The organism is Colwellia sp., assembly GCF_013214175.1.
Classification (GTDB): Bacteria; Pseudomonadota; Gammaproteobacteria; order Enterobacterales; family Alteromonadaceae; genus Colwellia.
In genome coordinates this window covers 366,217-387,959 of record NZ_JABSPA010000004.1, presented here as the reverse complement: position 1 = coordinate 387,959, position 21,743 = coordinate 366,217, and the positions used below count along the sequence as shown (strand labels likewise).

At 40.3% G+C, this 21,743-nt stretch carries 15 protein-coding genes; 10 read left to right on the top strand and 5 right to left on the bottom strand.

Features of this window, described 5'->3' with window-relative positions; translation table 11 throughout:
* Nucleotides 1-68: 68 nt before the first annotated feature.
* Together HRT55_RS12860 and HRT55_RS12855 are read left to right on the top strand one after the other, a co-directional pair.
* On the top strand, nucleotides 69-878 hold the full coding sequence (locus HRT55_RS12860; RefSeq protein ID WP_291621832.1) for an outer membrane lipoprotein-sorting protein: 810 nt from the start codon (nucleotides 69-71) through the stop codon (nucleotides 876-878).
* Between the two features lie 4 nt (nucleotides 879-882).
* Nucleotides 883-2,163 (top strand): hypothetical protein, encoded by a 1,281-nt coding sequence (locus tag HRT55_RS12855; RefSeq protein ID WP_291621830.1) that lies wholly within the window; start codon nucleotides 883-885, stop codon nucleotides 2,161-2,163.
* Nucleotides 2,164-2,255: 92 nt separating this feature from the next.
* On the opposite strand, the gene HRT55_RS12850 is transcribed toward HRT55_RS12855, so the two are convergent.
* Both HRT55_RS12850 and HRT55_RS12845 read right to left on the bottom strand, forming a co-directional pair.
* Nucleotides 2,256-3,233, bottom strand: a complete 978-nt coding sequence (locus HRT55_RS12850) for a histone deacetylase family protein (RefSeq protein WP_291621828.1) — start codon at nucleotides 3,231-3,233, stop codon at nucleotides 2,256-2,258.
* A 188-nt stretch (nucleotides 3,234-3,421) separates the two neighbouring features.
* Nucleotides 3,422-5,266 (bottom strand): GNAT family N-acetyltransferase, encoded by a 1,845-nt coding sequence (locus HRT55_RS12845; protein ID WP_291621826.1) that lies wholly within the window; start codon nucleotides 5,264-5,266, stop codon nucleotides 3,422-3,424.
* Nucleotides 5,267-5,461: 195 nt separating this feature from the next.
* On the opposite strand from HRT55_RS12845, the gene HRT55_RS12840 reads away from it, so the two are divergent.
* From HRT55_RS12840 to HRT55_RS12830, 3 genes are all read left to right on the top strand, one after another.
* Nucleotides 5,462-6,097, top strand: coding sequence for a sulfotransferase (locus HRT55_RS12840; protein WP_291621824.1), 636 nt, complete (start codon nucleotides 5,462-5,464; stop codon nucleotides 6,095-6,097).
* 131 nt (nucleotides 6,098-6,228) lie between these two features.
* Complete coding sequence (locus HRT55_RS12835; protein ID WP_291621821.1) at nucleotides 6,229-6,801, top strand: tRNA-(ms[2]io[6]A)-hydroxylase; 573 nt, start codon at nucleotides 6,229-6,231, stop codon at nucleotides 6,799-6,801.
* Between the two features lie 247 nt (nucleotides 6,802-7,048).
* Complete coding sequence (locus HRT55_RS12830; RefSeq protein WP_291621819.1) at nucleotides 7,049-7,198, top strand: hypothetical protein; 150 nt, start codon at nucleotides 7,049-7,051, stop codon at nucleotides 7,196-7,198.
* 159 nt (nucleotides 7,199-7,357) lie between these two features.
* On the opposite strand, the gene HRT55_RS12825 is transcribed toward HRT55_RS12830, so the two are convergent.
* The 3 genes from HRT55_RS12825 to HRT55_RS12815 all read right to left on the bottom strand — a co-directional run bounded on the left by HRT55_RS12825 (nucleotide 7,358) and on the right by HRT55_RS12815 (nucleotide 11,249).
* Nucleotides 7,358-8,452, bottom strand: a complete 1,095-nt coding sequence (locus HRT55_RS12825; RefSeq protein WP_291621817.1) for a hypothetical protein — start codon at nucleotides 8,450-8,452, stop codon at nucleotides 7,358-7,360.
* 382 nt (nucleotides 8,453-8,834) lie between these two features.
* On the bottom strand, nucleotides 8,835-10,334 hold the full coding sequence (locus HRT55_RS12820; RefSeq protein WP_291621815.1) for an aldehyde dehydrogenase: 1,500 nt from the start codon (nucleotides 10,332-10,334) through the stop codon (nucleotides 8,835-8,837).
* Between the two features lie 9 nt (nucleotides 10,335-10,343).
* Entirely contained in the window at nucleotides 10,344-11,249 is a 906-nt protein-coding gene (locus HRT55_RS12815; protein WP_291621813.1) for a dihydrodipicolinate synthase family protein, read from the bottom strand.
* 389 nt (nucleotides 11,250-11,638) lie between these two features.
* Here HRT55_RS12815 and HRT55_RS12810 point away from each other — a divergent pair, with 389 nt between their 5' ends.
* The 5 genes from HRT55_RS12810 (at nucleotide 11,639) to HRT55_RS12790 (ending at nucleotide 21,595) form a co-directional block, all read left to right on the top strand.
* Complete coding sequence (locus HRT55_RS12810; protein WP_291621811.1) at nucleotides 11,639-14,341, top strand: TonB-dependent receptor; 2,703 nt, start codon at nucleotides 11,639-11,641, stop codon at nucleotides 14,339-14,341.
* 220 nt (nucleotides 14,342-14,561) lie between these two features.
* The gene (locus tag HRT55_RS12805; RefSeq protein ID WP_291621809.1) at nucleotides 14,562-15,638 is read left to right on the top strand and encodes a sensor histidine kinase; all 1,077 of its coding nucleotides are present in this window, start codon (nucleotides 14,562-14,564) and stop codon (nucleotides 15,636-15,638) included.
* Nucleotides 15,631-16,377: a LytTR family DNA-binding domain-containing protein gene (locus HRT55_RS12800; protein WP_291621807.1), complete on the top strand. Its 747-nt coding sequence runs from the start codon at nucleotides 15,631-15,633 to the stop codon at nucleotides 16,375-16,377. Before HRT55_RS12805 ends, HRT55_RS12800 begins: the two co-directional genes overlap by 8 nt.
* 248 nt (nucleotides 16,378-16,625) lie before the next feature.
* Nucleotides 16,626-19,367 (top strand): M64 family metallopeptidase, encoded by a 2,742-nt coding sequence (locus HRT55_RS12795; protein ID WP_291621805.1) that lies wholly within the window; start codon nucleotides 16,626-16,628, stop codon nucleotides 19,365-19,367.
* Between the two features lie 461 nt (nucleotides 19,368-19,828).
* Nucleotides 19,829-21,595, top strand: a complete 1,767-nt coding sequence (locus tag HRT55_RS12790; RefSeq protein ID WP_291621803.1) for a M12 family metallopeptidase — start codon at nucleotides 19,829-19,831, stop codon at nucleotides 21,593-21,595.
* The last annotated feature ends 148 nt before the right edge of the window (nucleotides 21,596-21,743 follow it).

Genomic DNA, 21,743 nt, shown 5'->3' with positions numbered 1-21,743 from the left:
TGTTGTCGCAAAGTTAAGTATAAAAAATTAGTCAAAAAAAATTATTAGAAAATTAATAAGGAATTTATATGTTAACTAAAACAATATTACTCAGCGCAGCATTATCGATAAGTGCGTTAAGTTTGACACTGGTCTCAAATAGCTCTTTTGCCTTAAGTGCAGAAGAGAAAAAAGGCTTAGATATTTCCATGGAAGCCAAAAAACGCGATCTAGGTTGGCAAGATAGTACCGCTGATATGGTGATGTTATTACGTAACAAGCAAGGCCAAGAAAGTATTCGTGAAATTAAGATGAAGTCACTTGAAGTGTTAGATGATGGTGATAAAAGTCTAACTATTTTTAATAAACCTCGTGATGTTAAAGGCACTGCTTTTTTAAGCTTCTCACATCCGGTTGATGCCGATGAACAATGGTTGTATTTACCGGCATTAAAACGTGTTAAACGTATTTCTTCACGTAATAAATCAGGACCTTTTATGGGCTCAGAGTTTGCTTTTGAAGATTTAAGTTCTTTTGAAGTAGAAAAATACAGCTACAAATATTTAGGCGTAGAAGAGCTTAATGGTTTAACAAACTTCAAAGTTGAGCAATACCCAGTAGACGAAAATTCAGGTTACACTCGTCGTATCGTTTGGCTTGACACGTTAGAGTATCGCATTCATAAAATTGATTTTTATGACCGTAAAAACTCATTACTTAAAACGTTAACTTTCAGCGATTATAAGCAATATTTAGCTAAACACTGGCGCGCGGATAACCAAGAGATGATCAACCATCAAAACGGTAAAAGCACTGAATTGAAGTGGACTAATTATGACTTTAAAACAGGCTTAACTGACAGTGACTTTAATCGTAACTCGTTAAAACGAGCGCGTTAAGTCGATGTCCTTATCATTAAAAAAGCCTTTAAATAAGTCGTCAAGTAACAAACTTACCGGCTCACTAATAGCAATAGCCGTAAGTGCAAGCTTACTGCTTAGTAACCTTATTTTTGCTAGTGAGGGGGCGAGTGATGTCGAATTTGAAGCCTCTGGTAATATTACTGTAGAGCAGCGCTACTTTTTTAAAGAAGCGTTGGATCCTCAGCAGTTAAGTCATAGTCAAACATCACTATCAGTAGAGCCTGAGCTTTATTGGCAGTGGAATGGTGGCGACGACAGTGTAATATTTACGCCTTTTTATCGTGTTGATAGCCAAGACTCGCAACGTACTCATGGTGATATTCGCGAGCTGGCGTATGTTCACGCCAGTGATGATTGGGAACTGCGTGTTGGTATTCGTAAAGAGTTTTGGGGTGTTACCGAGTTTCAACATCTGGTTGATGTAATTAACCAAACTGATGGTGTTGAAGATTTTGACGGTGAAGATAAATTAGGTCAGCAAATGATTAACCTTTCAGTGGTTAATGATTGGGGCATAGTTGATGTGTTTTTACTGCCAGGTTTTCGAGAAAGAACCTATGCTGGCGAGGAAGGACGTTTACGTGGACCGTTAGTGGTTGATGAAGATAATGTTAACTATGAATCTTCAGCAGGGCAACAGCATCTTGATCTCGCTTTGCGTTGGGCGCATAGCGTTGGTGATTATGATTTAGGTGCTTATTGGTTTCATGGTACTAACCGAGAAGCTTATTTAAGTCCATCGTCACAAAGTACTTTGCAGCCTACCTTGCAGCAATACTATAGCCAAATGGATCAACTAGGTGTTGACGTTCAAGCGACCTTAGGTGATTGGTTATGGAAATTTGAGGGCATACATCGCAGCACTAGCCTGGAAGATTTTTGGGCAACACAAGGTGGTTTTGAATACAGCTTTATCGGTGTGTTTGAGTCGAATATCGACTTAGGTTTGTTGATGGAGCATAGCTGGGATTCACGTGGTGAGGTTGCGCTTGGCGCACAAGGCTCGCTGATGCAAAATGATTTATTTGTCGGCGCTAGGTTAGCCTTTAACGACATGCAAAGTAGCGAGTTTTTAATGGGCTTTGGTAGTGACTTAGACCACAATGCTTTTAGCTTTCTCATTGAAGCTAATCGTCGCTTTGGTGATAACGTTATTGTCAGTGTTGATGTCAGATTGCTACAAAGCAATGATGAAAATGATTTACTTTATACCTTAAGTAATGATGACCATGCGCAATTATCTTTAGCTTGGTATTTCTAAGCCTCGCTTTATCCTTAACGAAAAGTGCGAATGAATTCCCGCCTACGGTAGGCGGGATTTTAATCGCGCGAGTTCTTAATATTTAATCACCATTAATTACCAATCAAACCATTAATATGGGCAACAACACTTCTGCCTAGTGCACTGGGTGCATAGCCGCCTTCAAGGACCGAAACTATCTTGCCGCCACTGTATTCATTAGCAATAACTTTAAGCTCATCGGTTATCCAACGATAATCCGCTTCAGTTAAGCTTACCTGCGACATATCATCTTCAATATGGGCATCAAATCCGGCCGAGATTATGATCAGCTCAGGTTTGAATTTATGTAATGCCGGCAACCAGTGCGCGCTTAACTTTTCACGGAACTCCTTGCCTTTAGTTGTTGCGGCTAACGGGGTATTGATAATCGGCGGAGTATCACTTTCTTCAATGTCAAAAGGGTAGAGCGGGTACTGATAACTTGAGCAAAAAAGGTAACCTTTATCATCTTTGGGGCTAGCTTTAAAAACGTTTTTTATAATATCTTCAGTACCATTACCATGGTGAACATCAAAATCGACTATCGCCACGCGTTTCAAGCCATACTTTTGTTTTGCATAAGCTGCAGCGATGGCAACATTATTAAAGAAACAAAAACCCATGCCTTTATCATGTTCTGCATGATGCCCGGGTGGCCGTGTCGCACAAAATGCCGAGCCTAAGGTGCCGTCCATGACTAAATCAACCGCATCAACAGCAGCGCCGGCAGAATATAAAATAGAGGTAAGTGTTTTGCTATTCATTACTGCATCTTCACCGACAGTAAAGTTTTCACCTGCTTCGCCCTTATCTTCACCTTTAGCTTCAGTAGGCGCATTATCAAAAACAAAATCGATATATTTTTGTGTATGCGCTAAAGCTAACAAACTTTTATCAATAGGTTTTGAATCAAACTGGCGAACAACATAATCTAAACCACTACGAATTAACTGGTCTGAAATAGCGGTCAAACGATTACCATTTTCAGGATGATGATCACCCATGTCATGTTCGCCACATTTGTAGTGGCCTATTATTCCAACTGGCATAGTTCTTCTCATAATTGTTAGTGACTATTCATCTTGTTGCGTTAAAGTCCAATTAATGCGTTAAAAGTACTCATTGACTAACGTCAACTCCGTGCTTTTGCCTTTTACTTGAACTCTAACGCTTAAAGCTGAACAGTCACTGGGCATTCAACCTGATTGCTTTTGATCGGTAATATTACTCGTTTTGATTACTCAGCTTTAAGCGTGAGCTTTAAACTCACTTCATCAAAATCTTCACTGGCTTGACGGACAAAACCGGAACGTTCGAATACTTTTAACATAGAGCCATTATCACTGCGCACACAAGCCACTAAGCTATCAAGTTTTCGAATCTTAGCTATGGCAATCATTTCACCCAGTAAGGTACTTGCCATACCGCGGCCGCGCAAGCTTTCTTTAATGACAAAAGCGACTTCACCACTGTTCATACTTTCGATAAAGTAATATCTTGCAACCGCTTGTATTGCTTCGCCTAAAGAGTCTTTTTTAGTAAAACATAAGGCAAGATCTACGTGTTGATTAACACTCACTAAGTTACACGACTTTTCCCGTGTCATCTGGGTAATGTGATGGTTGTAGCGCATCATCAAGGTTTCTTTATTATGCGAATAGAAAAACTCTTGCAACTTGCGCTCATCAGCCGGCGCTAACGGTCTTAAAATATAATTAACATCGGCAAAATTAAAGCGCTTCATTTCAATTGAGCCTAGTTCAGGTACCGAGCTAGGTGAACTTTCTTGGTATTCCGGCACCCAATAATGTTTGCGAACATCGGCAAGTAATTTATCCCTAAATTTAGGGTGAGCAATTCTGATCAGCTCTAAGGCTCGCTCTCTAATACTCTTACCTCTTAATGAGGCAATACCAAACTCGGTCACCACATAGGAAACATGACCACGCGAAGTTACTACGCCGCCACCTTCAGTGATATGGGCAACAATACGTGATATTTTGCCATCTCGGGTAGTTGAGGGTAGGGCAATAATAGGCATACCGCCCTTACTCAGAGATGCGCCACGAATAAAGTCAACTTGTCCGCCAATGCCGCTGTAAAATTGATAACCAATAGAGTCTGAAACTACCTGGCCGGTTAAGTCGACTTCAATGGCACTATTAATCGATACCATATTGTCATTTTTAGCGATTTTTACCGGTGAGTTGATATGTTCTGACGGATAAAACTCTATGTGAGGATTACCATCAACAAAGTCATAAACCTTTTGACTACCAATACAAAAAGTCGCTACCGCTTTACCTTTATGGTAGGTTTTTCGGCGGTTATTAATTACGCCTTTTAACATCAAATCAACGACACCGTCGGAGATCATTTCGCTGTGAATGCCTAAGTCTTTGTGATTACCTAAATAACGTAATACCGCTTCGGGTATTTTACCTATACCTATTTGTAAGGTAGCGCCATTTTCAACCAACATAGCAACATATTGACCAATTTGTTCGTTACGGCGATCCACTTCTGGTGGTATTACTTGCGGTAAATCTTGTGCAACGTTTATCCAAGCATGAATTTGATTTACATGAACAAAGCTATGACCATTGGTGCGCGGCATCTTCGGATTTATCTGGGCAATAACATATTTGGCCGCTTTTACTGCTGAAGAAACGATATCAACACTCACGCCTAACGAACAGTAACCATATTCATCTGGCGGACTGACCATAATAAGTGCCACGTCGAGGGGTAAAATATTTTCATGAAATAAGCGTGGCACATCGGAAATAAAACAAGGGGTATAATCACCACGCCCCTCGGCAATGGCTTCGCGAATATTTTTACCGCCAATAAATAAACTATTTACTTTAAATAAATCTTTATGTTCACGCTTGGCCCAAACATTTTCAGAAAGGGTTAAAATATGGACGGTTTCAATATCATGCAAGCCTTGGCTATTGGCAATTAAATCATCTATTAAGGCATTAGGTACCGCGGCATTGGAGCCGATAAAAATGCGATTGCCAGATTTTAGGTAATCAGCCCAGTTAACACTGTCGCGATGCTCATCTTGTGCTGTCATGAAATTTCCTTGGCTACTGCCTACTCTCAGAATGGACTAGGTTTGTGTTTGCTATGAACTCAGTATGCTCTCATAAATAAGGTATTTATTGATCACTGTCAATTGTGTGTTTGTTATATTAACAAATAAGTTATAATCAGCTATTTTTAATTTAATTAATTTTCAATTTTCTTTTTAATATAAAGGCTTAGCTTAGTGTCTGACGGAAAAATTTTTATCATAGGTTTACCCAGAACAGCAACTACCAGTGTTTGTTTAGCCATGTTAGAGCAGGGTTTTAAAACTGCACATAATGCCTATACCCAAGATGCTTTTATTCAAGCGCAGGTATTAGCCGATACACCAATATTTTGTGATTACCAAAAATTGGATAAACACTATGTTAATAGTAAGTTTATTTACCTGACTCGTGCCCCGGAAAAATGGCTGCCATCAATCAAGCAGTTATTACAACGCATGATTGTTAACTTACAACGCACTGATGGAGGTTTTAACCCTCACTTAAAGCGTTGTTATAATGAAATATTCTCGCCACTAAACGAAGAAAACCTTAACAGTGACGAGTTTTTACTTAACTGTTATAACCGTCATCAACAAGGTATTGAAGCTTATTTTAAAGACCGATCACAAGATTTACTTACCATAGATGTTGGTGATGAAAGTAGTTACCTCAAGATGTTAGCCTTTCTTGATATTGATAGTAGCAAGGCCAGAGAGGGCGGCTTTAAACAAATTAACCTTGGCGGCAAAGTAAAAGCTTGGCAAGGGCTTCATAACAAGCTAAAAGTAGAATCTACTAATAATGGTAAAATTGATAAGCTGCTTTATTAACATTTACCTGTAGCTTTTTTATTGAGGTCATTATATTAAACGAGAGTAGTTTAGCTATTGTAGAGTGAAAAGTTCACAGGTAAAATCACGCCAATTGTATTGTATAAATATTGTCTTAGAGAGTAGTAAATATGTTTGAATTAAAACACCACACTGGCCAAGATTGGGTTGATGCAGTTATGGCTGACTTTAACCTGTTTTTACAAGACCACGCCGCTGCTGAGAAGAAAGCTTCAGGTATGGCAATGTCAATGTTGTCTCATTATCCAGACAAAGCTAAATTGGTTCGAGCGATGACAGATTTAGCCATTGAAGAGCTTATTCATTTCAAGCAGGTATTAAAGTTACTTGTCGCCCGCGATGTTACCTTAGGTCAAGATAAAAAAGACCCTTACATCAACCAGCTTCGTGCCTTATTTCGTAACGGTACCAGTTATTTTATGATGGATAGATTACTGGTTGCCGCAGTAATTGAAGCGCGCGGTTATGAGAAGTTCTGGTTAGTTTCACAAGCTTTACCTGAAGGTAAAGACAAAGACCTATATGTCGCTATTGCTAAGTCAGAAGAGAAACATAAAAACTTATTTGTTGAGCTGGCGTATGAGTATTGTGATAAAGAAGAAGTTGACCAGCGTTTAGAAGAAATTCTAATTGCCGAAGCTAAAATTTGTGCAGCTTTACCTATTCGCGCAGTCCTCCACTAAATTTTATGACGGAAATACTGCAGTAAAGCTTCGTTCATTTTGCTGCAGCCCTTCCTCCTTATATAAGCCGGCTTACCAAGTCCCTGCTATTTTAATTGCCCTATAAAGTCTATTCGATGCAGTAATTCACCATCTTAAACCATTACTAATTTCATTTTTTATTTGATTAGGTTATTTAAGTTACTAGCACTAACAATAATAACTCACCGATAAGGCGCTATTACTATAGCGAGAAGGAAATTAGCCAATGTACTCGTCACCTGATAAAACCAAGCAAGAGTTAGATACGCCAGCAATTATTGATGAGCAAGAAGATAAGGTAATGATAGTAAACTACCCATTATCCTTTTTGCTGTTAGAAAGTGAAGAAGATAGTTTTGTAAGAGGTTATAACTAACCTCTACTCCGTAGTGGCATAGTTAAATAAAATCACCGATAAAAGCTGTGGGAGTTCAGCTTCTACCGATGAAGTGACTTTAGAGTGCGTTGGATTTAGCTCAACTCAGCTCAGCTAAATCCAACGCAGCTCAATTAGCACGGCTCAACTTAATTAGCGTTAGCCTTGCTTAGTTATTTTATTCCGCAAAGGTAAGATGAATAGACTGGCAAGAAATAGCAGTGCGCTGCTTGGCTCAGGTATCTCATTTACAGTGTCTATGTAGCCAGCAGTTCCAGTGGACGTCTCTTTAATTGCACCAACAATGGCATTGGCAAAATAGGTATCTCGTTTGGTTCGACTGCCGCGGATATTATAAGAAGCTTCTATATGAACAAAGCTGCCGCCCGCATCTCTTGAAAACTGTCCCTGTGGGTTATTAAAAGCGCGTAAATGATAAAATGGGTCATGGCCACTTTGATCCATACCGTTGACTTGAATATTGAGCGGGTCATCTTTATCTAATAAATTGTAAACATAGGAACTGCCAAATTTACTGTCATCAATATCCTCTAAAAACCTATCTAATGTGGCTAGTTCATTAGTGACATTACCGGCACCATCGGATAATACCGCATCGGTGCCATCGGGAAACTTTCTACCCGTGCTAGAGCCAAAGCCATGCAATTGCCATGCGGTGCTGTCACCATAACCGCCATTAAATATTTGATGCACCTCTTGGAATATTGAAAACTCTAGACTGGTTGGGTTAGCTGTTTGATAACCATTGGCTGAGCGATGTGCGCCGGCAATGGCAAATGCATTAGCCTCAGAGCGTTCAAACACTCTTGCGCCTAATCTATGGGTATTGGTATCGTTAGATGGATGAGCAACTTCAATGGTTACGTTGCTCGTCGATGCGGCATTGACAAAGTAGGAGCCCCAACCCTTAGCTTGTTTACCGCCAATTAGCTGTTCAGCAACGCCCCAATAGACATCTTGGGTGGTGGTATTATTAAATTGAATTAAGTCATAACCTAAGTTATTCGCTTGTGTCTCGGCAATCGACCAGTTGTGATCATACAAGTTCTTGGCTAACAGGCTAAAGTCAGATCTTTGTGTAACTGTTGGCGTTACATAATCGCCAGAATCCTTTTTGAATGCTTGGTTTTTTAATCCCGCGACATAGTCATAGAAGCTACCATCTTTTATTATCGCGGATTGAGCTGGTAGGGCAACCAAGGCTAATAAAGCTGAAAGGTATATTTTTTTCATAGAATTTCCTTATTGTTTTTCTATGATAATGGCTTAATAAACAACCACTAACCAATAGCCAATCGTGGCAAGGGTATAACCTTGGTTTATGGCTTGTGGCATAAAAACTTTAAATTTATTATTTTATTTCAGCTAGTTATGGATAGTGATCTTTAGTCAAAGTCATTGAAGAGCAAATAAAGGTTATTGGTGGTTGGGTTTCTGTATTTGGTGACAATGAACTTCGGGCTGCCGATATTTGTGGGGTTTTTGTTATTGCTTAGGGTTTTTAATAGCAATGTCTTATAAATAAAGTGGTGACAAAAATATCACCACTTTTAAGTTTGTATTAGAGCCATTTAACTATAAATAAAGCTAAAGTGATTAAATAAAGCTCAACTGATTAAGAAAGGTCAAACCAAGTGGTTTTCACTTCACTGTATTGGTCAAAGGCCATTAAGGAGTTATCTCTCCCACCAAAGCCAGATAACTTGTAACCACCAAAAGGTGTGCTGATATCACCTTCACTAAAACAATTAACTGAAACAGTGCCAGCCTTGAGCGCTTGGGAATACAAATGGGCTTTCTTCAAGTCACGAGTATATAACGAAGCCTGTAAGCCATAACAACTATCATTGGCGATAGCGATAGCTTCATCATCTGAATCAGCCTCAATAAGGCCAAATACCGGACCAAATATTTCTTCGGTGGCAATGGTCATAGTGGGTGTTACCGCATCAAAAATAGTGGGTTCGATAAAATAACCATTATTTAGCGAGATGGCATTACCGCCATAAATTAGTGTCGCGCCTTCTTTTTTGCCAATTTCGATATAGTTAAGTATTTTTTCATATTGCTGGCGGTTAATGATTGAGCCCAGCATAAACTGCGGATCAAGCGGGTCACCTGTTTGCCAAGCATCAAGCTTGGCGACTATCTTCTGGGTTAACTCAGCTTTTAAATCTTTATGAATAATGATGCGTGAGTTAGCGGTACAATTTTGGCCCATATTCCACAAGGCTGCGCCAACAACATGTTCGGCAATCGAGTCTAAATCATCAGCGTCACTAAGCACAACACTAGGGCTTTTACCGCCACACTCAAGCACTACACGCTTTAGGTTACTTAAGGCTGAATAATTAAGAAAGTGCCTACCTGTTGCTGTTGAGCCGGTAAAGGAGACAACATCAATATCATTATGTAATCCCAACGGCTCACCAACATTAGGACCGAAGCCAGGTAATACATTAAACACTCCAGGTGGAATACCTGCTTTTATCGCCAATTCAGCAACTTTAAGTGTGGTCATACTGGTTGATTCTGCCGGTTTGACAATAACCGAGTTGCCCATCATTAATGCCGGACCTAATTTCCAAGCTAACATCATCAAGGGAAAATTCCACGGTAGAATACAAGCAACAACCCCAGCAGCCTCTCGTCTAATGGTTGCCAAAGTATCACTTGCTGTCGGCGATATTTGATCATAAACCTTATCCGCGGCCTCAGCATACCAACGTATGCAGCTTATTGTTTCGGGCAGATCAGTTAAAACACACTCATGAATAGGTTTACCGGCCTCTAAGGTTTCTAGTACCGCTAACTCTGTTGCGTGCTCTTCGATTAAATCAGCTAACTTTAAAACGGCTGACTTTCTTTCACTTGGCGCTAATTTAGACCAAATGCCACTTTCAAATACCGCTTTGGCATTGGCAACCGCAACATCAACATCCTCGGCGTCACACGAGACTATTTCTGTCAGTACTACTTTTGTCGCCGGGTTTTCAGTCACCATGCTATTGCCATTAATGGCATTAACAAACTGACCATTAATAAAGGCTTTATTCGGTAGCTCAATGTCTTTGGCGAGGGCAACATAGGCTTGTTTTGATAATAACTCAGACATTACTTACTCCTACTTATCATTGATTAACGTTTCTAAGGTATTGGCGGCTTGTAACACCACGGCTTTAATTTGTGACTGCATTTCATCGGTTAATGCTTGCATAGGAAGGCGAACTGGACCTGTGCTTAGTCCTTGCAGTTGTGCGCCAAACTTAACACATTGCACAAACTTGCCACTTTGCTCTAAAAACGTCATTAACGGCATCAAAGCTGCCATGTACTTTTTCCCTTTGACAAAATCTTTTTCAATAACACATGTTTGATAGAATTCAACACAGGCCTGAGGGAATATGTTGGCACAAGCACATACCCAGCTTTGTGCTCCCCAAACGAAAAACTCCAATACTTGATCTTCAGCACCCGCGCTTAGCTGCAGTTGTGGGTAATCTAAGCTAAGTTGATGAATACGGTTAATATCGCCACTGGACTCTTTAATGGCGACAATATTTTCTCTATCGGCAATAAGATCAAGGAATTCAGAGCCCATTTCAACGCCAGTTCTGCCTGGGTAGTTATACAAAATAATGGCTAAGTCAGCCGCTTCATCAATACGGATAATATGTTCGGCAAGTTCTTTTTCATTGGGTAATGAATAAGGCGGCGCTGCCACTAACATGCCACTTGCTCCTGCTAATTTTGCTGCTTTGGCATAACTGTATACTTCAGTTGCCCTGACATCATTGATACCAGCAATCCAAGGAACTCTTTGAGCAATATAGTCATTAGCAAATTCGAATTGTTGTAAACGCTCTTCCTTTGACATGGCATAAAATTCGCCAGTTGAACCACCAATGATTAAACCATGCACACCGGCATCAATTTGATTATCTAATATTGTTTTCCAAGCTTGATAATCAATATTTCCATCAGGGTCAAAAGAAGTCAGTACTGGGGTATATATGCCTTGTAGTTTCATGGGTAAGTTCTCAATAATATTATCGGTAAAGCAACTAAAGTCGCTTGCTCGCTAGTGAATTATTAGCCGCTGTCAGCTAATATAAATTCAACATAACACTTGAGATATACAATATACAATGTGTTTTTTTATCACGTTTCCCCTCCGTTTTTAGCGAACTTCAGCTCGAGTCATATCTCAGTTATTTGGTGACAGCTACGAGCTGTTTGATGACATTAGCGCTTTTATTCATCGGCAAAATTAATTTTCATAGGGTTGAGGTTATTATTTTTGCTGGTAATTTTTATGCAATTCGAGTGAATAGAAATAACCGCGCTAAATAATAAAAACACCAGTTACAACATGAATTACAACACTAACGACAACAATAAAAAAAATGAGGAATACCCATGAAACCAAACCCTACCTTCAAGCTTTCAACACTTTCCGTGGCGATGCTTTCTGCTTCCGTTTTATTTTCGGCACCGGCGGTAATCGCCGCTGAAAAATCGGACTCGCTCAAAGAAGTTGAACGAATTTCTGTCACTGGCTCTCGTATTGCTCGCACAGAGCTGGTCGGTACAGCGCCGGTAACTGTTTTAGACCGCGCACAAATAGACGCGTCTGGCGCGGTTGATATCGCCTCACTCTTACAAGATATTCCCGCAGCTAATGGCGCAAGTTTAAGTACTAATCGCGCGTTCTCTAATGGTGTGGCAACGGTGGCCTTACGCGGTTTAAGTGCTAGAAACACCTTAGTTTTAGTGAACGGTCGCCGTTTATCTACGGTAAATCCAAGTGGCACCGTTGATTTAAATAACATTCCATTTGGCGCTATCGAGCGTGTTGAAGTATTACAAGATGGTGCTTCTGCTGTTTACGGCTCAGATGCGATTGCCGGCGTTGTTAACATCATCATGAAATCTGATTTTGAAGGCTTAGAAGTTCAACTTGAAACCGGTGAGAGTTCACGTGGTGATGCACAGCGTAATATTGTTGATATGACCTTTGGTGCAGATTTCGATAAAGGTAACTTCTTAATTAGTGCCAATAGAACCAGTCAAAAAGCCTATTTTATGTCAGAACGTAATGTCACGGCGACGCCTGATCGTAGAAGTTATGGCGGTCTTGATTTACGGGACCCAATTCCAGAGCATAGCGCGGTTGTTACTCACCCAGACGGAGGCCAAATGGTGATAAAGCCAGGAAGCGACCGGATAAATTCTTGGGGTGATATGGAAGCATTTGATTGGGAAAATGACGATCATATGCAAAATTACTGGGAGTACATGACTGCTGGCCCTGACATCCAGCGAGAATCCATTTGGACAAGTGGTACTTATGAATTGTCTGATACCATCACCGGCTATTTTGAATACAGTTACACCCACGCAGAAAACCAGGGTAAGAACCAAATACAATCACCGTTAGATATTTGGGGAGAGGGCATCGCTGTTTCTGCCAACAATAGTTATAACCCTTTTGGTGAAGAGGTTAGAGTCGGTCGTGCTATGTGGGAAACCACCTCTACTGGCACACGTCACTACATTGATAATAAAACCAATGACCGCCGTTATACCCTTGGCGCTTTTGGTGAATTAGGCTCTTGGGACTGGGATGTTTCTTATACTAGTGAGAAGTTTGACTCAACCAATTTGGCAACCGAAGTCTCTGCCAGTCGTTTAGCCGCAGCAGCCGGCGACTCAGCAGCTTGTGCCGCACGCAATGATGGTTGTGTAGCTATCGACTTATTTGGTCGTCGCGGCTCTATGACCCCAGAAATGGCGTCTTATATTTCTGAGCAGGGCACTGTGGTCAACGAAGGCATGATGAATACTTGGATGTTTAATGCCAGCGGTGCTGCTTTTGAGTTACCAGCAGGTGAAGTCTACTTAGCAATTGGCGCTGAACTCCGTGAAGAAGATGCTTCTACCAATGTTTCTCGCATTTATGAAGCGGGTGATACTGTTTTTGGTGGCGGTAGTGCCGATACCAGTACACCAGAGCCTAGGGAGATTACCGAGTTTTATGCTGAAGCCGTGGTACCTCTGTTAGCCGATGTCTTTTTAGCAAAGGGTTTAGAACTTGATTTTGCCGTACGTTATTCTGATTACAGTGACTTTGGTGATACTACTAATCCGAAAGTGGGCATTAAGTGGCGTCCAATTGAAGAAGTACTAGTTCGGGGCTCATGGAGTGAGGGCTTTAGAGCACCAGGCTTGTCTGAATTATATGCTGGACAATCAAGAGGCTATGATACTGGTGTACAAGATCCCTGTCGCAATGACAACTGGGCGTCGTTACCCGGTTGTAGTCAGCAAAATCCGACACCTGTGGCCGGTTCATGGACAGTGAGTGGCGGCGAACCAAGTGTACAGCCGGAAACATCAGAAAGTGTTACCGCAGGTATTGTTTGGACACCTGATTACCTTGAAGGTTTATCGGTAACCATTGATTACTTTAACATTAAGAAAGAGAACTTGATTTTTGGCCCAAGTGCTAATGAAGTAGTTAACGATGTCGCTAATGGCGGTGGCGTTTATGATCCTGCCCTTGTTATGCGTAATGCTGACGGCACCATTGATGCCATACGTGCGACCTTGTCAAATGTTGGTGAGCAAGAGATAAGCGGTATGGATTATGCCGTAAGTTATTTATTGCCATCAACCGAATTCGGTGATTTTGGTATTCATTGGGCCGCTTCTAATTTACAAAAGTATAAAAATGCCGGACAAGAGCGTTTAGGCCGCTACTTCCAAGAAGAAGGTTCTTGGACTGAATGGCGACAAACACTGCGAGCAAACTGGCGTTTAGATGACATTCAAGTGAGTTATAACAGCAGTTACACCGGTAGTGTCACCCAAGAAGAAAACTCTTGGGCATACCCTGAAGGCGCGGAACATTTGAAAGAGCTAGACCCATACTTTGTTCATAACATTCAAGGTGCTTATACCTTTGATAGTTTCGCCACCACGGTCACTCTAGGTATTGACAACTTTACCGATGAAGAGCCAGCGCCAGTGATGGGCGATTATCGTAACGGTTTTGATGGTTATGGTGCTATCACCTCTGTTGGCCGTTATTACTACTTAAGAGTGAAAAAATCGTTTTAAGGTAGCGTTAAAATGAAACACTGTTTTAATAGATAAGTTGTTATTTGAGTTAGTGTTTTCATTGTGACTTAAGCTGATTTATAGCGAGGGTATTTATTCGCTATAAATCAGCAAGTCGCTGATAATCATTTTTGCAACTTTATGACTTTTAAGTTAATTTGAACAGAGTTCGCTGATAAACATCAGCACAAACTGTTTTACCATTTAGGCAAAATTTACTATGCGTCATGTTTCGAGCAGATTAAAAACCATTGCATCTCTTATTTCTTTAAAGAGTATATTGGTGGTTTTCTTTATTAATTCTATGTGTGCATTTCTCAAAACGGTTTATCACCTGACCGTGGTTGAAAGCAGTTATGATTTCTTCTTTGCTGAATTTTATGGTTATTTTAAAACCATGAATACCCTAGGTTTTTCCCTGGCTTTTTCCTATTTAATCTTGTCTCGTGGGCCCGATAGTAAAATGTCAGTTGCTCGCATCGCCATGATAGGTTTGTTAGCCTTTGCGGTAAGCTACCCGTTTATTTTCATTACCGGCCAACCTTGGAATGAAAGCTCACTGCATCCTATCTTTCAAGTAACTATCTACTCACTGTCAACGCTGATATTTTCTGCTTGGGCGATAATGCTTATTATCTATGTGCAAAGTAGGGAGTCTCAGCCAAAATTTCAAATGCTCAAACAACAAATTGCCGAACAGTCCATTGAACGAGAGCGAGTTGAAATGGAGCTACACCTGCTGCAAGCGCAAATTGAACCACATTTTTTCTATAATACCCTCGCCAACTTACATAACCTTATTGATTACGATGCCGAAAAGGCTAAACATTTACTGGAAGAGTTGACCGAGTATTTACGCTCTACCGTACATCAATATCGCCATAAGTTTATTAACTTATCTGAAGAAGAAGATATGATTCGTCGCTATCTTAATATTCAAAAAATCCGCTTTGGTGAGCAGTTAACTTATCAAATAGATATTCCTAAAACTTTGCAGCATTATCCTATTCTACCAATGTCACTATTAACTCTCGTTGAAAATGCTATTAAACATGCGGTGGAAAAAAATAATGGCCAAGGGCTGATTATTATTAGTGCCAGCTTGCATAATAAAGATTCATTGATGCTGTCGGTTACCGATAACGTCGGCATATTAAAAGATAAATCCCACGGTACCGGTATTGCTAATCTTATTGCGCGTTTAGAGGTTACTTATGGTAATCGAGCTAAATTTAGTATCGATTGTAATCCGAATAAAAATACTTGTGCGCAACTTGAGGTACCCGCTAATGGTTAATATTGTTATCGCAGAAGATGAAGAAATATTACGCTTAAACCTAGAGAGAAAATTACAAAGCCATTGGCCACAAGGCAATATCATTGCCTCTGTTAAATGTGGCAAAGATGCGCTGTCATCCATTGACACTTTGAAGCCTGATGTGGTTTTTTTAGATATTCAAATGGGTGACTTAACCGGCATAGAAGTTATTCAGCAAAGTAAACATAATTGCCATGTAGTTTTTATTACCGCCTATGATAAATATGCTATAGAAGCCTTTGAAGCTGGCGCTATTGATTATTTGTTAAAACCCTATTCAGATAAACGTCTTAAGGATTGTATTGATAGGCTTAATGTCCGCCTGGCCTCAACACCTATCGACATAAAGCAACTATTAGGCAATATTTCATCGAGCAATGACCGCTATTTAAAATGGCTTAAAATTCAAATAGGCAGTAAATTCTGGTTATTAGATATTAAAGATATTATCTGCTTTAAGGCCTGTGGTCGTTATGTCAAAGTGCTGACCAAGGACAGAGAAGCGCTCGTGCGTATGCCGTTAAAAAGTTTATCTTTGCAACTTGACCCTGATGTTTTTTGGCAGGTACATCGCAGTACTATCTTGAGTATTGAACATCTCGACTATGTGCAAACCTCTGACGCAGAACAGATGCATGCTCATATGAAAAAATTAGTAGAGCCACTGGCGGTAAGTCGAAGCTTTGCTCACCTGTTTAGAAACCTTACCGTGGAATAAGCTGAGTTAATATCAGTCATATTTATCAATTATACCTATCAACCCATCTATCAGTTTCAAACTAATGTTGAGCTGATAGATTTTGATCTGCCAATTTTGTGCTTTTAATACCCTATGTCAGCAGTTGAGAACATCTGCGCTACTTTTTATTGTTTAGTTAAGTTATTAACTTATTTGATTTTGTATTAATCACTCGCTGGTAAGTATTTTAGCGAATCAAAAAACAATAAAAATAATCAGAGGTAATTATGGCTTTATTACAAAAAGTGGCCAAGGTTTTGTTAACCCTATCTTGCTGTCTATCGACTTATGCAGATGCCGGAAATAGGCAAATTAATTTAACCTTACACAGCTTCACAGAAGCAAAGATTAATGGCGAAAACGGAACAGCACAAAATACAGCGGATAAAACAGCAAACAGCGACAAAAAAAGTAGCAACACTGCAAGTCAAGCCAGTCAAGCCAGTCAAACGAATCAATCCATGCAACCATCGCTAACGCTTAACCGGGTTAGTCAAAGCCCGGTCAGTCAAAGTAAAGCGAAGTTCAATTTACAAGATCTAGTGGCGGTGTCTTTAGATGAACAGGGTAATGAATTGAGTCGACAAATTATTAAAAACCCATTGTATTTTCGTGCTGAAGTTTTTGATGAAGGCACTGGCGCTATGACTTTTTCAAAAGATATCAAAAGGCCTTCTGCGGTTTTAAACTTGATATTGCCAGATGATAATAAACTCCATAGTGTAAAAATTTACCAACCAATACAAGAAAAAAACCAGCTTGTTTTACAACAGCTTGACGAAATCACTCTCGAGCTTCCACAAGCCCAAGCTGCTATTAGCGATAGCCTTAACAGTAAAGCAATGAGCCAAAATGCGGCCAGTTCAAATGTGATAAAAGTCTTAGATAATGGCGATTCAACTAACCGAGTTGATTTAGTCTTTTTAAGTGAAGGTTATACCAATTACCAGTTAGCGCAGTTTTCTACCGATGTGAATAATATTGTTAATGGTTACTTTGATGTGCCGCCCTACAAAGAATATAAAAACCTCTATAACGTTTGGCGAGTAGAAGTTGCGTCAAACCAAACCGGGGCAGGTACTGGCGGCAGACCAATCGATACCCGTTTTGGTGCAAACTTTGGTTGTTATGGTATTGACCGTCTTTTGTGTGTTGATGAAGGCAAGGTGCTCAGTTATATAAATAGCATTATGCCATCACATCAAGCAGACCAAGTGGTGGTGGTGGTAAATACCACTACTTATGGTGGCGCGGGTGGCACAGTAGCGACCATGTCATTAGCACCAGCGGCAATCGACTTAGCACTACATGAAGTAGGGCATTCTTTTGGCCATTTAGGTGATGAATATACTAACGGTACATGTATCACGTCAGAGCCCTTTGAGCCTAATGTCACCACAAGCGCTTATGGTAGTAAATGGTCACATTGGTTAAGTGCCAGTAATGTAGATGCTTATCAAGGTGCTCGATATTGTACCAGCGGCATGTATCGTCCTACTTATGATTCTATGATGAACCACCTAGGTGTACCTTTTTATCAAGTGAATGAAGAAGCGTTGGTATTAAGAACCTATGATTTTGTCAGCCCAATAGACAGTGTAACTCCTACAAGCAATATGATAGAAATGCTGGCAGGACAGCAGCAAACTTTTACTGTTAATACAGTGCGTCCTAATCCCGATACTATGCAAGTGAACTGGTATATTGACCAAGTGTTTCAGGCATCAGGCAAGCAATTAACAATCCACGCTGATGTATTAGGCAATGGCACATTTAATTTAGTGGCTCAGGTAAAAGACAATACCGACAAAGTTATTAAAGATGATTATCAGAATACTCAAGCAAGCCACAGCTGGAGCATTAAAACCAATGGCAGCTGTAGCAATACAGTACCTACGGCGTTGGTCGCCAGTAATATCAGCAGTAATGCATTTTCACTTTCATGGGCGGCTACAGCAAATGCTAGCAGTTACCTAATTGAAGTGAATGATGGTAGCGGTTGGCAGGATAAAGCAACGGTTACACAAAATTCAGCTAGCTTAACAGGATTGAGCGCAGGCGCAGATCTACAAGTGAGGGTTAGCGCAATAAGTACCTGTGGTAGCAGTGATCCTTCAATAAGCCTAATGGTGTCTTTGACTAATGATTTAGAAATACCAGCGGTGCCGACAAATTTAACTGCTAGTGCTGTTACCAATAATTCTATGACTTTGTCTTGGGCAAGTTCAGCGCAAGCGAGTAGTTATAGTGTTGAGCGCTGGCTTGATAGTGATGGCTGGGTTAGTGTTGGCAACACCAATACCGCTTCAATTGCCGTTAATGGTTTAGTAATCAAAGATCAATGGTTACATGTTAAAGCCAACAACACCCTAGGAAGTAGCGCTTTTAGCGAATATCTTTATGTAGTCTTAGCGGATATAGCAACTTGTAGTGCAATTGCTGTACAGGAAAAACCAACAGCGAGTAATATTAGTGCCAGTGGTTTTACCTTAAATTGGAGCCAAACAACCGGCGCTGATTTTTATCAAGTACAGCTTTGGCAGGATGCAACATCATCGTGGCAGACTATCGAAACTGTCACTACTACCAATTATAACGTCAGCGGTTTAACAAGCACTACTACTTATGCACGTATCGTTGCTGGTAATGATTGTGATGATGAACCCAAAGCCAGTGACTGGCTTAGCATAACACTGGCAGAGTCATGTCAATATGCGCCAAATGTACCAACAGCTTTAAGTTTTTCTTCGCTAACCTTAAGTAACTTCACCGCTAACTGGCAAGCAGTGGCTGAAGCGACAAGTTATCAAGTTCAGCTTTGGAATGGTCAATGGCTTGATGCAGGCACAAGCGCTAGTACTGCGGTATCGGTGGATAAACTCAACGGCGGCAATGCTGAGTATTTCCATGTTAAAGCCAGTAATGCCTGCGGTAGCAGTGAATATAGTGACTACCTTACGGTTCAGTAATTAGTGGTAAATATTAATCACTAAGCAAAAATTATCAGCTTTACTTGTTTGTACTGGTCTTTTCTACGGATGATTAATCCGTTGGGTATAAGTACTAACAAGTAAAGTTATCTATTTTATCTTTAGCAGCTATCAGTCATTGCTTAAAACATATTCTTACCTATTGCCGCCCGGCTAAATTTTAATCACCAAATTCACTCGTTTGAATGCCCTTAGTTGTCTGTTGGTAACTTTGCTTATACCCATGTAACTATTGTTTTGCTAGTTTTTTAATGGCGAGTTATCAGCCTAAATATCACATTTTAAACCTGTCATAAAATATTATTTTTATGACAAACCTTTAGTGAAATAAAATATTGGTAACTAGCAATGATAAATAACAATTCATAAAAAATAACAAGTCATAAAAAGTAATAACCAATAAAAACAAGTTAACAATAATAATAGAGGGAAGCTTTATCATGAATAAATCATCTTTACTTACTAAAGGCATTAAATCAGGTCTGAGCGCTGGAGTTAGTGCTGGAATTAGCGCTGGTATTGTTGCAGCCACTTTACTTACTAGCTCAATGGCATTTGCTGCCGATAGTAGCCGTACAGACAAAGATAACCTGATGGGTTTTTCCAGTGAAGGCCGCGAACTGGTAACAATTAAAACCAATGACGGTAATGAAATTACTGCGGTAGATATTGATGGCCAAGCCTTTGTTGGCGATATCTTATTAGGTAATACTCAAGAATTGCTCAAACATGGCTTAATCGTGGTGGATAACTCCCAGCAGGTTTACCAAAGTGATGTTAATGCCAATGCTGCCATTATCTATCCTAACTCAGGAGCGGTATGGCCTAATGGCGTAGTGCCATATGTAATGAGCAGTAGCTTATCTAGCAGCGCGCGCAATGCGCTTTATTATGCTATTGATCATTGGAATAATAGTGGTACGGGCATTCAATTAGTAGCAAGAACGAATGAAGGTTCATACATTAACATGATCAATGCTGGCGGTTGTTATTCAATGATCGGCCGTCAAGGTGGTGTGCAAAATCTTGGCTTAGCAGCTAATTGTGGTAATGGTGCAGCGGTGCATGAAATTGGCCATGCGGTCGGTTTTTATCATGAGCAATCACGCAATGACCGCGATAACTACCTTACTATAAATTGGAGTAACATCTCATCTAGCATGCAGTATAACTTCCAAAAAATGGGCTCTGGTGGCATGGACCATGGCAGTTATGACTATTACTCCATCATGCATTATTTCTCTACCGCCTTTAGTATTAATGGTTACCCCACTATGGTGCCGACCGACAGTTCAATTAACTTAAGTGTTATGGGCTTTGCGCAAGTGTTAAGTAATAAAGACCTTAGTGCCGCTAGCTATTTATACGGCGGCGGAGTAAACCCTTCCTTACCAGCAACGCCAAGTAACTTAGTTGCAAGTGCCGTTACTAATAGCGCCTTTAACCTAACATGGTCCGCAGTCAGTGGTGCTAGCCAATATGATGTTGAGCGCTGGCTTGATAATACCGGTTGGGTATCGGCAGGCACAAGCACCAGTAATACCATTAATATTTCTGGATTAAGCAATACCGATCAATGGGTGCATGTTAAAGCGAAAAATAATGCTGGTAGCAGTGATTACAGTGATTATATTCATGTGCAACTTGCAGATGTTGCCCAATGTGATGGTATTGCCACACCAGCAGAGCCAGTAACTAGCAATATTAGTAGCGATGGTTTTACTTTAACGTGGTCAGCAACAACTGGTGCTGATTATTATCAAGTGCAAATTTGGAATCAAGACACCAGTGCTTGGAAAACTGTCGCTAATGTAAATGGAACTAGCCATGATATTACCGGCTTAACAGGAACAACAGCTTATGCCCGTGTGGTAGCACATAACAATTGTGATGATGAGCCACAGGCAAGCAGTTGGCTCACTATTACTTTAGCGGCTACTTCATGTACTGCCGCGCCAACTACACCAACGGGCTTAACTTATAGCAATTCTACTTATTATCAATTTGATGCTAGCTGGAACCAAGTGGCTGGTGCGACAAGTTATGATGTGCAGCTGTGGAATGGTCAGTGGGTTGATACCGCTAGTAGTGCCAATACTTCAGTAAGTGTTGATAAACTTTATCCTGGCGGAAGCAACTACCTACAAGTTAGTGCCAGCAATGCTTGTGGTAGCAGTAGTTACAGTAATTACATCGCAGTAAATTAATACTTAGTGTAATGCCTGATTAATACCTAGGTAATAGCATATTGATAGTATAAAACGAAGTATTTACAGGCTTTTGACGGTAACAACAGCTGTTGTTACCGTTTTTATTGAGGTTAAATAAAGTTACAGACGCAATGCTTTGTTATTC